This is a genomic window from Rhodococcus wratislaviensis (assembly GCF_900455735.1).
In the GTDB taxonomy this organism is placed as follows: Bacteria; Actinomycetota; Actinomycetes; order Mycobacteriales; family Mycobacteriaceae; genus Rhodococcus_F; species Rhodococcus_F wratislaviensis.
The window spans coordinates 556,930-569,752 of the sequence record NZ_UAUI01000022.1 but is presented as its reverse complement, the minus strand read 5'-3'; the positions used below and the strand labels follow the sequence as shown (position 1 = coordinate 569,752).

The window sequence follows — 12,823 nt, the reverse complement described above, 5'->3', positions numbered from 1 at the left end:
GTTACGAAGTCACAAAGGTCTTCTCCAGTGCCCGGCGCAGGTCGGACTTGCTGATCTTGCCGACACCGGTGACCGGGAACTCGTCGACGAACACCACCTTGTCCGGCACCTTGTAGTCGGCGAGTCCGCGGCCGCGGACGAACTTCTTGAGTTCGACGGCCTTCGGCTGCTCACCCTGGACCACGACGAACGCGCAACTCCGCTCGCCGAGATACGGGTCGGGCATCGACACCACCGCGACGTCGGCGACGGCGGGGTGTGCGAGCAGATGGTTCTCGACCTCTTCCGCAGCCACCTTCTCGCCGCCGCGGTTGATCTGATCCTTCGCGCGGCCCTCGACGACGAGGTAGCCGTCGTCCGTGAGCCGGACGATGTCGCCGGTGCGGTAGAAGCCGTCCTCGGTGAATGCCGTCGAATTGTGTTCGGGGGCCCGGTAATACCCGCGGATGGTGTAAGGGCCGCGGGTGAGTAGATGACCGGCCGTGCCGTTCGGGACGGGCTCGCCCCGGTCGTCGACGACCCGGACCTCGTCGTCGGGACTGATCGGCCTGCCCTGGGTGGTGACGATCGTGTCTTCCGGGTCGTCGAGCCGGGTGTAGTTGACCAGTCCCTCCGCCATCCCGAAGACCTGCTGCAGCGTGCACCCGAGTTCGGGACGCACCCGCTTCGCGGCCTCGGCGCTGAACTTGGCACCGCCCACCTGCAGCACCTCGAGGCTCGAGAGGTCGCGTTCCGTGCGACCACTGGCGGCCAGCCATGCCAACGCGAGCGGCGGCACCAGCGACGCAATCGTGACGCCCTCCTTCTCGATGAGCGCGAACGCGGTGTCGGGACTCGGATCCGGCGCGAGCACCACGCGACCACCGGCGTGCAGCACGCCGAGGATGCCCGGTGAGCTCATCGGAAAATTGTGCGCCGCAGGCAGAACGACGAGCATGCGGGTGCTCTCGTCGATGCCGCAGATGCGGTCCGATTCGCGCACCGAGTACAGGTAGTCGGTGTGCGTGCGCGGGATCAGCTTCGACACCCCGGTGGTTCCGCCCGAGAGCTGCAGGAACGCCACCGATTCCGGACCCACCGCCGGCCCGTCCGAGATCGGTTCCGCCGCCCGGAGTTCGTCGAGTGACGTGAACTCCTCCGCGTCTCCGGCCACGATGATCCGGGGCGGATTCTCGGCCGAGGACACCACGTCGCGGGCGAGGGTGCGGTAGTCGAATCCGGCGTGCGTGTCGGTGACGACGTAGGCCGCGGCGTCGGTGAAGCTGCAGAAGTAGGAGATCTCCTGGGTGCGGTGCGCGGGCAGCGCGAACACCGGCAGTGCGCCGAGCCGGAAGACCGCGAAGATCACCTCGACGTACTCGACGATGTTCGGCAACTGCACCACGACCCGGTCGCCGGGCTGCACCCCCGACGACTGCAGCCCGGCGGCGAGCCGGTCGGCGCGGTCGGACAGTTCCCGGTAGGTGAGGGCGCGGTCGGCCCCGGACGCGTCCGGTCCGGTCACGGCGATCGCGTCCCCGAATTGCTCGGCGCGGGCGCCCAGGAACTGCTGGAACGTCTCGTCCGTCCAGTACCCGGCGTCGCGGTAGCGTGCGGCGAGGGCGGCGGGGTAGCCGGTGGTGGTCTCCAGGGGAGCGCGAACGCTCGTGGTCATCGAAAGTCCTTTCACGGGCATGGCTGTTCGGGTCGTCAGGCTCGGAGGGTAGCGCCGCCGTCGACGTAGAGGGCCTGCATGGTGATGTGACGCGCCCGCTCCGACAGGAGGAACTCGACGGAGTCCGCGATGTCGGCGGCGTCGGCGATGCGGCCCAGCGGGATTCCGACCTTGTACGAGCCCAGGTCGCCGTCGATCGCTCCGCGCGCTCCGGTGTCGTCGGCGGGGTCCGACCACAGCGAACGCTGCATGGCGGTGTCCGTCGAGCCGGGGGCGACGATGTTGGCGCGGATACCGTATTCGGCCAGTTCGAGGCCGAGTACCCGGACGATCATCGAGACGGCGGCCTTGGACGCGCCGTACGCGCCCATGCCGGTGCGGGGGACTCCCGCGGCGTTGGAACCGACCACGACGATGGAACCGGCTGCACGCTCGCGCATTCCGGTGCCGACCGCCCGTAGCACGTTGACGAGCCCGGTGACGTTGACGTCGAACACGCGCTGCCAGCTCTCGGGGTCGGCGTCGAGCACCGAACCGGTCTCGAGCACACCCGCCACGTGTGCGAGTGCGGTGATGGGGCCGTGCTCGTCCTCGATCCGTCGGACGGTGTCGGTGACGGCGTCGGTGTCGCGGATGTCGGTGACGGCGGTGCCGAGCGGCGCGGTGCCGAGCAGTGCCGCGGTGGCGGCGAGGCCGGCGGCGTCACGATCGAGCAGTACCAGGCGGTGACCGGATCGCGACAGCGTGACGGCCGTGGCCCGCCCGATGCCCTGGGCCGCCCCGACGACCAGTGTGGTGCCGCTCATCGGGTGAGTCCCAGCGCGGCGAGGACGGTGCCCAGTTTGGTTGTGGTCTCGGCGAGTTCGTCGTCCGGTTCGGATGCGGCGACGATGCCGCCGCCGGCGTACGCCGTGACGGTGGTGCGGTCGGCGTCGATCTGCGCGCACCGGATGGTGACCATCCATTCGCCGTCACCGTCGGCGTCGGCCCAGCCCACGGCGCCGGCGTAGAAGCCGCGGTCGCCCTCGAGTTCGCCGATCAGCGCACGCGCGGCGTCGGTGGGTGTGCCGCACACGGCCGGGGTCGGGTGCACGGCGACGGCGAGGTCCAGTGCGGTCACCGAGCGGTCCCGCAGCCGTCCCGACACGGGCGTGCCGAGATGCCACAGTTGCGGTGTGCTGGTGAGGGTGGGCCGGTCGGGGATGTCGAGTTCGGTGCAGAACGGCTCGAGGCTCGCGCGCAGTGCCTCGACGACGAGGGCGTGTTCGCGCAGGTTCTTCTCCGACGACGCGAGGTTTTCCGAAGTCAGCCGGTCGATCTCGGGATCGGTGTGCCGGGGAGCGGATCCGGCGAGAGGATGGCAGGTCACGGTGTCGCCGCGGCGGCGGATGAGCACCTCGGGACTCGAGCCGACGAGGTGCCGTCCCGACCAGCCGGTGCCTGCGGCGCTCAGATCGACGCTGAAGCCGTTGCCGCCGAGGTCGTTCGCCACCAGTTGCGCGAGTAGTGCGTGCGGATGCAGCGGTTCGTCGGCGTGCAGGACGACCGATCGGGCGAGCACCACCTTGTGTAGTGCGGCCTCGGGTTCCCGCAGCACGTGAATGGCGGCGGCGACTCGGGAAATGTGCTCGTTCTCCGGGGGAATCGACTCACCGGCGCGCACGTGCGGAAGGGTCTGCAGACGAGGGGTCCAGCTTCCCGGGTGATGACGCAGCGTCTGTGGTGCGATCAGCGCGGCGGGATGTGACGGGTCGAAGGCGAGCGCGCCGACCACCGACGTCGCGGTGCCGCTCCGCAGGGCCGCGGCGGCGTCGCGGGCGGAGTCGTAACCGGTGCGGATGCCGTCGGCGATCACGGTGCCGTGCGGGCGGGAGAGAACGAACGGCGCGCCCGGCGGGAGGTCCGCCGAAGTCTCTGCGGACTCGGCAACGGCCGTCGATTCCATGTGTGATCACCTCTCGATTACGGACAACTCGGACACTCGTCACGGTGGGGGCACCGCGACCCAGACCTTATACGGTAAGGCTAACCTTTGGTATTGTTCCCTCTCGCCCGGCGCTCGCTTCGCAGGCCGTGATGTCCATTCGGACAGTTGAATTCGTCACCAAGAAGAGGATGTCAATTCATGTCGACCGCAGCAGTGCCCTTGACACGTGCCCAGTCGGGCGTATGGTTCGCCCAGCAGTTGACCCCGGACAACCCCGTGTTCAACACGGCGGAGTGCATCGAACTGCGGGGATCCGTCGACCTGGCCGCTGCTGCCCGTGCAGTTCGCGGCGCCGCAGACGACGCGGAGGTTCTCACCGCCGGGTTCGGAGTGGAATCCGACGGAACGGTGCTCCAGTATCCGGGAGCCCGCCCGCTCGCCGAGCCCGGGCGCGTCGATCTGAGCCACTCCGAGGATCCGTGGGCCGCCGCGCAGCAGTGGATGGCCGACGACGTCGCCGGAGTCATCGACCCGCTCGCCGACCCGTGTGTGCGTGCCGCCCTGCTCGTTCTCGCCGACGACTGGGTGATCGTCTACCTCTGCGTCCACCACCTGGTGATCGACGCGTACGGATTCGGCCTCTTCACCCGGCGGATCGCCGAGCGCTACACCGCCGACATTCGCGGCGCCGACGTGCCGGCGTCGAAGTTCACCCCGGTCGGGCCGGTCGTGCAGGAGGAACTCGACTACCGCGACACCCCCGAGTTCCTCACCGACCGCGAATTCTGGTCCGGCTACCTGGCCGACGTCGACGAGGCCGTCCTCCTCGGTGGGGAGAGCGCCGACCCGGACGACGTGTCCGGGGGGATCGCCCGCCGGTCCCGCGCCGCGCGATGGACGCTCACCGCCGACCAGCAGCGCGGACTCAGCGCGGTCGGCAAAGCGCTGTCGGCCAGCTGGGGTGACGTGGTCACCGCGACCGTCGGCGCGTACCTGCGGGCCGCCACCGGCCGTTCCGGCCTCACCATCGGCTTCCCGGTGATGAACCGTCTCGGCAGCGCGTCGATGGGCGTGCCCATGTCCGCGGTGAATGTCGTTCCGCTGCGGTTGCAGCCGACGGCCGCGCACACCCTCGGCGATCTGATCGGGGACGTCCGCTCGGCAGTGGCCGACTGCCGGTCCCACTACCGGTACCGCGGCGAGGACATTCAGCGTGACCTGCGGCTTCCCGCGGGTTCCCGCGGTGTGATCGGGCCGTCGATCAACGTCAAACCGTTCGGAGATCGGCTGCTGTTCGGCGACATTCGCGGTGGGGTGCACTCGGTGGCGCGCGGGCCGTTGCAGGACTTCATGGTGACGGTGCGGCCACTCGATGCCGTCGGTGGTCTCGAGGTCTGGGTCGACGCCGATGCCGACACGTTCACCGAGGCCGACCTCGACACGCACGCCGAACGCCTGCAACGGCTCTTCGCGGCCGTGGCCGACCTTCCGGACGGTGCCGGACCCGCGATCCCGCTGGCCCGCCTCCCGATCCTCTCCGAGGCGGAACTGCAGCGGGTGCTGCACGACTGGAATGCCTCCGACCTACCGGTACCGCCGGGCCTGACGCTCGTCGACCTGTTCCACGCCGTCGTCGACCGTGACCCGGACGCACCCGCCGTCATCGACGCGAGCACCACGCTCACGTACGGCGAACTGGAAGCGCGGGTCGGCCGGCTGGCCCGGCACCTGCTGTCGCACGGGCTGGGCCGGCATCGCCGGGTGGCCGTCGCGCTGCCGCGGTCGGTCGACACGATCGTGGCCCTGTTCGCGGCACTCGAAGCGGGCGCGACGTGCATCCCCCTCGACCCCGACCATCCGGCCGAGCGCCTCGGTCACGTCCTCGGGGAGACGGAGCCGTGGTGCATCCTCACCGGCGGCGACGCCACCGCGCGCATCGCCGAGATCGCCGCGGCGGCAGGGCTGTCCGAGCCGGTGGCGCTGGACGACGCCACCCTGATCGCCACGCTGGCCGCGCTTCCGGGCGACCGGGTGTCCGACGTCGAACGTGGACGCCGGGTGCACGACCTCGACACCGCGTACATCATCCACACGTCGGGTTCGACCGGGCGGCCGAAGGGGGTGGAGGTGCCGCACCGCGGCGCGGTGAACCTGTTCCACAGTCACCGCCACCACGTCTTCTCCCGGGCCTGCGCGGCGGCGGGAAAGACCCGGATGCGCGTCGGTCACGTGTGGTCGTTCTCGTTCGACGCCTCCTGGGGTCCGCATCTGTGGATGCTGGGCGGGCACTCCCTGCGCATCGTCGACGAAGTGACGCAACGTGATCCGGATCAGCTCGCGGTCCTGGCGCTCGCCGAGGGCTGGGACTTCGTGGAACTGTCACCGTCGCAGCTCGAGCAGGTGATCGACGCAGACCTGTTCCCCGCAGGGACCGTGCCGACCGTGGGATTCGGCGGCGACGCCGTCACCGACCGGCTGTGGGAGCAGCTGCGCACCAGGCACGGCGAGGCGTTCAATTTCTACGGCCCCACCGAGGGCACCGTCGACGTTCTCGTCGCCGCCGTCGCCGACAGCGCGACACCGGTGATCGGGCGGCCCGTCGCCAATCTCCGCGCCTACGTGCTGGACCACAGCCTCGCCCCGGTACCGCCGGGTGTGGACGGCGAACTCTACGTCACCGGACCGGGCGTCGTGCGCGGCTACCTCGGTGCTCCCGGACTCACGGCGGGACGGTTCGTGGCAAATCCGTTCCCGGGCGGGGAGTCCCGCATGTACCGAACCGGCGACGTCGTCCGGTGGGTGCCCGATGCGGAGGGGGACTCCGCGCAGATCGTGTACCGCGGGCGCGGCGACAACCAGGTGAAGATCCGCGGATTCCGGGTGGAACTCGGCGAGGTCGAGTCCGCGCTGACCCGGCTGCCGGGGGTGACGCGCGCTGTCGCGGTGGCCCGCACCGACAGCAGCGGAGTGTCACAACTCGTCGCGTACCTGCTGGTCGACGAGGACTCGGAGGCCGCGGCATTCGACGTCGCGGCGGCGCGGGCGCAGGTCGGCCAGTGGCTGCCCGCCTACATGGTGCCCGCCGCGTTCACCGTCCTCGATGCGCTGCCGCTCACGTCCAACGGCAAACTGGACCGGAAAGCCCTGCCGGACCCCGACTTCGGATCGCTGGTCACGTCCCGGCCGCCGTCCACCGAGCTCGAGGCCGGACTGTGCGACATCGTCGCGGAGGTGCTGGGCATCCCGTCGATCGGCATCGACGACGACTTCTTCCTGCTCGGTGGGCACTCGCTGTCCGCGGCGAAGGTGATCGCGCGGGCCCGGGACCGGCTCGGTGTGGAACTGAGTATCCGCACCGTGTTCGACAACCCGACCGTCGTGGCGATGGCCGCACAGTGTGCCCGGGGCGTGGACGGCCCGGGTCGCGCCCCGCTGCTGCCCGTGGCACGCACCGAGACGATGCCCCTGTCCTTCGGGCAGCAGCGGCTGTGGTTCCAGTTCCTGCTGGAAGGACCCGGTCCCACCTACAACGTCCCCGTGACGATGCGGTTGCACGGCGCCGTCGACGAGACCGCCCTGCGCGGTGCACTCGCCGACGTCCTCGCCCGGCACGAGACGCTGCGCACCGTCCTGACGGACATCGACGGAGTGGGCCGCCAGCGCGTGCTGGCCGACATCGCCGCGCCGCTGGTCGTGGAGAACGTGACTGCGGCCGAACTCGACGAACGGCTCGTGGCCGCCGCCCGTCACGGCTTCGACCTCGAGACGGAGATCCCGATTCGGCTGCGGCTGTTCCGCGTGTCGGCGGAGGAATCGGTGCTGCTGCTTCTCGTGCACCACATCGCGAGTGACGAACTGTCCACCCCGATCCTGTTGCGCGACCTGGGTGCGGCCTACGAGGCGCGCACCGGGCGGCGGACGGCCCGGCCGGAACCGCTGCCGGTCCAGTACGCCGACTTCGCGGTGTGGCAGCGAAACCTGCTCGGCGACCCGTCCGACCCGGACAGTCTGTGCGCCCGGCAGATCGGGTACTGGACCGAGCGGCTGGCCGGTCTGCCCGAGGAGCTGACACTGCCCGTCGACCGTCGCCGCGCCGCGGTCGCGACGTTCGCGGGCGCACACGTGGAGCGCACCCTCGCGCTGGAGACCGTCACCGCGCTGCGAGGCCGTGCCCGTGATGCGGGTGCGACGATGTTCATGCTCGTGCACACCGCCGTCGCGGTGGCGCTGTCGGGCAGCGGTGCGGGCGAGGACATCCCGATCGGGACACCGACCGCAGGCAGGCCGAGCACGGAACTCGACGAACTGGTCGGGTTCTTCGTCAACATGGTGGTACTGCGCACAGACCTGTCGGGCGACCCGACGCTCGCCGAGTTGCTCGGACGCGTCCGGGCGACGGACCTGGCGGCCTACGCGCATCAGGACGTGTCGTTCGACCGTCTGGTGGAGGCCGTCAACCCGGAGCGCAGCGCCGCCCGGCACCCGCTGTTCCAGGTGCTCGTGCAGCACCAGGCGCCGCCGCCGGTCAGCCTGTTCGAGGAGTTCTCGCCGGAGGTGTCGTTCGTCTCGAACGACACGGCGATGTTCGACCTGACCTTCGACGTGATCGACGAGCCGGACGGATCGATGCGCGTGCGTGTCGATTACGCCCGCGACCTGTTCGACGCCGCCACCGCCGACGCTCTCGCTGCGCGCACCGTCCGCGTGTTCGAGGCGCTCGCCGCGGATCCGGGTGTCCGGGTATCCGCGGTGGAACTGCTGTCCGAGCAGGAGCGGTCGTGGCTTCGCCGGGGGAGCCCGGCCGCGGCAGCGGACATCGAGGACGACGCCGTCACCCTCGACGTGCTGTTCGCCCGCCAGGTGGAACGCACGCCGGACGCTCCCGCCCTCGTCGGCGGGGACCGCGAACTGACGTTTGCGGAGCTGGATGCGCACGCCAACCGGATCGCACGACACCTGGTCGGCCGCGGCGTCGGACCGGAGTCCGTGGTCGCGTTGATGCTTCCCCGCGGGATCCCGGTGATCGTCTCGATCCTTGCCGTCTGGAAGGCGGGCGGCGCCTATCTGCCACTCGATCCCGACTACCCGGCCGAGCGGCTCGCGTACATGCGAGGCGACGCGAAACCCGCACTCGTGCTCGACCAGTCGACGTTCGATGCGTGGTCGGCGGCGGCCGAGGTAACCGACGCACCGATCGCGCCGCACGAACGCGGTGGTGACACCACGCCGGACAACGCCGCATACCTGATCTACACGTCGGGTTCGACCGGGCAGCCGAAGGGCGTCGTCGTCCCGCACCGCGGTGTCGCGGCGCTGCTCGCCACGCAGCGCGAACGCACCGTCGGGGACGCGTCGGTCGAGCGACTGCGCGTGCTGCTCACCTATTCGCTGGCCTTCGACTCGTCGGTCGATCCGCTGCTGTCGATGCTCGGTGGTCACACTCTCCACCTGTTGGAGTCGGAACTGCTCGCGGACTCGGCGGGCATCGTCGACTACGTTCGGCGTCACCGTATCGACGCGGTGGACTGTGTGCCGCTTCTCATGAGCGAACTCCTCGCGGACGGGCTGATCGACGCGGCCCATCACCGTCCCAGCGTTCTCGCCGTCGGCGGCGAAGCCGTCCCCGCGGATCTGTGGACGGCGCTCGGCGACGCAGCGGCGGACGGGATCCGCTCGCGAAACATGTACGGCCCCACCGAGGCAACGGTCGACGCCGCGGTCGCGGACATCCTGCCGGGCGCCCGGCCGACCATCGGCACACCCGTCGCCGGTGCGCGCGGATATGTCCTGGATCGGCGAATGCGTGCGGTGCCGCCCGGAGTGGCGGGCGAACTGTACGTCGGGGGTCCGGGCGTGACCCGCGGCTATCTCCGGCGTCCCGGGCTGAGCGCGTCGCGCTACGTGGCCGACCCGTACGGTGCGCCGGGTGAACGCCTGTACCGGACGGGCGATCTGGTGCGGTGGTCGGCGGACCGAACCCTCGAGTACGTGGGCCGCGCCGACGACCAGGTGAAGATTCGCGGATTCCGCGTCGAACTCGGTGAGATCGAGCAGGTCCTCGCCCGGTGTGCGGGGGTGGATGCCGCGGTGGTCGTGGCCCGTGAGGACGATCCCGGACGGAAACGCCTCGTGGCGTATGCGGTGGGGACGGGCCTCGACGCGGACGCGTTGCGCGCGCACGTCGCGGCCGCGCTGCCCGACTACATGGTGCCCGCCGCGACCGTCCTGCTCGACGCGCTGCCGGTGACCCCGAACGGCAAGGTGGACCGGAAGGCGCTCCCGGCGCCGGACTTCTCGGCGCTCGGCACGTCGCGGGAAGCCGCCACGGATCTCGAGCGCCGGCTGTGCGCGGTCGTCGCGGAGATCCTGCGGCTCGACACGGTCGGCCCCGACGACGACTTCTTCGTGCTCGGCGGCGACAGCATCGTCTCCATCCAGCTGGTGTCGAAGGCACGGGCTGCCGGATTGCGGTTCACCGCGCGGGACGTGTTCGAGCACAAGACCGTCGCCGGCCTCGTGCGGGTGCTGGAGATCGACGCCGGCGAGGTGGACGAGGCCGAGCTGGAAGCGTCTGCGGCGGGACGGATTCCGGCCACCCCGATCGTGCACGACCTGCTCGAGCGGGGCGGACGGTACACCCGGTTCGCGCAGTCCCGGCTGCTGACCGCGCCGGTGGGCCTGACAGCGGAGGCCCTGGAACGCGCGGTGCAGCGCGTGCTCGACGTCCACGACATGTTGCGGGCCCGATTCGACGGCACGGAATTCGAAGTGCCCCCGGTCGGTGCCGTCCGGGCAGCCGACGTCGTCTCGCACGTGGACATCGGGGGCCTCGGATCCGCCGAGCGGGAGCGTGTCGTCGCGCATGTCACCGAAAGTGCATACGCTGCTGTCGATCCCGAATCCGGGGCCATGGTGCGCGTGGTGTTCTTCGACGCGGGCAGCGGCGCCGACGGCCGGGTCCTGATGGTGGTGCACCACCTGGTGGTGGACGGGGTGTCGTGGCGCATCCTGGTGCCGGACCTCGCGGCGGCCTGCGCGGGTGAACCGATTGCCCGGGCGGGCACGCCGTTCCGGCTGTGGTCGACAGGGCTCGCCGAGCAGGCCGCGGACCGCGCCGGGGAACTGCCGTTGTGGCAGCGTGCGACCGCCGGCGGCGCCCACCGGGTCCGGCTCGCGTCCGGCCCACTCGATCCGCGGCGCGACACCATCGACGCGACTGATCGGATCCGGGTGGAGGTGCCCTCCTCGGTGACCGAGGCGCTCCTGACGACGGTGCCGGAACGCTTCCACGCGAAGGTCGACGACGTGTTGCTCACGGCGCTCGCGTTGACCGCCGCCCGGCACGGCGGCGGTGCCGTCCCGGTCGATCTCGAGGGCCACGGACGCGAGGAGCAGGCCGTCCCCGGTGCGGATCTCGCCCGCACCGTCGGCTGGTTCACCACCCTGTACCCGGTGCTCCTGGACGCGCAGGGGATCGACCTCGACGATGCGTACGCCGGCGGCGCCGCGGCCGGTGACGCCCTCAAACGGATCAAGGAACAGCTGCGCGAGATACCGGACAGTGGAATCGGATTCGGCATGCTGAAGTATCTGCGCGCCGACGGGCCGGTGGTGGCCGGAGGTTCGGTGGCGCCCGAGATCGGGTTCAACTACCTGGGTCGATTCACGCTCGGTGAGACCGACGGCGGGGACTGGTCGACGGCACCGGAAGGGGCCGCGCTCGGTGGGGCCACCGACGTGGCCATGCCCGTCAGCCATGCCCTGGAGATCGGTGCGCTGACGGAGGAGTCGGAGGAAGGCCCGGTGCTGCGTGCCACCTGGGGGTACAGCCCGTCCGTGCTGTCGGAGGCGGTCGTCACCGAGCTGGCCCACGGCTGGGTCGCGGCGCTGACGGCACTCGCCGGGCACGCAGGTCTGGAGACCGCGGGCGGGTACACGCCGTCGGATCTCACTCTGGGCGAACTGGACCAGTCGGAGATCGACGAATTCGAGCTCGAATTCCAGTGACCAAGAGTTGGTAAATCGTAGGTATTGGCGAGGATGGCTGGTTCGGATAGCCTAACCAACCGAGCCCGGGCAACTGTCCGGCAATTCGAGATGCGGAGTGGGTCATGCAGTTAAAGGAACTGTCGCGGTTGCGCCAGGCGGTGGTTTTCGGTGCGACGGCAATCTTGGCCGTCGGAGTCGTGGGCTGTAGCAGCTCGGACGACAGCGCCGGCAGCGACTCCGGTGCTACGTCCGCGGCAAGCTCGCAGACGCGGACGTTCGAGGCGCAGAACGGCGCAATCGAGATCCCGTCCGAGCCGCAGAGCATCGTCGCCTGCGGGTACGCGGTACTTCCCTTGATCCAGGCGAAGGCGAACCTGTCCGCGGTGTGTGAGTGGACGCGCGAGATCGACAACATGGACGCCGAGACGAAGGCGGCCTACGACGCGTTGCCCAAGGTTGCCCAGGACGCGGACATTTCGACCCTCGACTACGAGGGTGTCTCCGCCGCGGACCCCGATCTGATCATCATGGGCGTCCCCGCCCGTGCACAGTCGATGGTCGACATGGGCAAGCTGCAGTCGCTGGCTCCGGTCGTCTTCCTCGGGCCGAAGGCTCCGGGGGAGTGGCGCACGCTCGGTGAGCAGTTCGCCGACGCCGCCGCAGTCTCCGACAATTACGGCGAGTTCAAGCAGCAGTACGACGACCGGGCCGCGCAGATCGCCGCCAAGTACAAGGATTCGCTGGGCACCCTGACCTTCGGTGGTGTCTGCGACTCGTGTGCCGGCGATCCGGGCGAGTTCTACCGTGAGTTCGCGTCGTCTTTCACCACCAACCTGTTCGACGATCTCGGTTTCCAATTCCCCGGTCAGCCTGCCGATCCGGCGGATGTCCACGGTGAGTTCGTGTCGACCGAGCAGATCGCGGCCAGCCTCGGCAACGTGAACGTCATCGTCTACGGCGTCGGCCCCGATGGCAAGGTCTCGCCCGAGTTGCAGGCCCTGATGGACTCGCCGCTGTGGAAGTCGCTGCCGGCCGTGCAGGCAGGCAACCTCGTGCCGGTCCAGCACGCTCTGGCCGCCACCTACCAGACCGCGCTCCTCGCACTCGATTCCATCGACGAGGGCCTGTCGAAGCTGCCCGCCAACAAGCAGTAACACAGTCGGGTTCGGCCCCCGGGTCCATCGGGCCTGGGGGCCGAACCGTCTCCGATCCTCCCCACCCGTCCGCTCGCGGCGGTCCACCCGAACCGGAAA

Annotated in this window: 5 protein-coding genes; 2 read left to right on the top strand and 3 right to left on the bottom strand. The window is 70.1% G+C overall.

Going from position 1 to position 12,823, the window contains the following annotated elements; genetic code table 11:
• Position 1: 1 nt before the first annotated feature.
• Genes DTA22_RS25110 through DTA22_RS25100 form a run of 3 tightly spaced genes read right to left on the bottom strand, consistent with a single transcriptional unit; the run spans position 2 to position 3,599 of the window.
• Complete coding sequence (locus DTA22_RS25110; protein ID WP_112301267.1) at positions 2–1,654, bottom strand: (2,3-dihydroxybenzoyl)adenylate synthase; 1,653 nt, start codon at positions 1,652–1,654, stop codon at positions 2–4.
• 35 nt (positions 1,655–1,689) lie between these two features.
• Positions 1,690–2,460 carry an SDR family oxidoreductase gene (locus DTA22_RS25105; protein ID WP_112301266.1) on the bottom strand — a complete coding sequence of 257 codons (771 nt, stop codon included), beginning with the start codon at positions 2,458–2,460 and terminating at the stop codon, positions 1,690–1,692.
• The gene (locus tag DTA22_RS25100) at positions 2,457–3,599 is read right to left on the bottom strand and encodes an isochorismate synthase (RefSeq protein WP_112301265.1); all 1,143 of its coding nucleotides are present in this window, start codon (positions 3,597–3,599) and stop codon (positions 2,457–2,459) included. Before DTA22_RS25100 ends, DTA22_RS25105 begins: the two co-directional genes overlap by 4 nt.
• A 180-nt stretch (positions 3,600–3,779) precedes the next feature.
• Here DTA22_RS25100 and DTA22_RS25095 point away from each other — a divergent pair, with 180 nt between their 5' ends.
• Both DTA22_RS25095 and DTA22_RS25090 read left to right on the top strand, forming a co-directional pair.
• Complete coding sequence (locus tag DTA22_RS25095; protein WP_112301264.1) at positions 3,780–11,588, top strand: non-ribosomal peptide synthetase; 7,809 nt, start codon at positions 3,780–3,782, stop codon at positions 11,586–11,588.
• Between the two features lie 104 nt (positions 11,589–11,692).
• Positions 11,693–12,724, top strand: a complete 1,032-nt coding sequence (locus DTA22_RS25090; protein ID WP_037230634.1) for an ABC transporter substrate-binding protein — start codon at positions 11,693–11,695, stop codon at positions 12,722–12,724.
• The last annotated feature ends 99 nt before the right edge of the window (positions 12,725–12,823 follow it).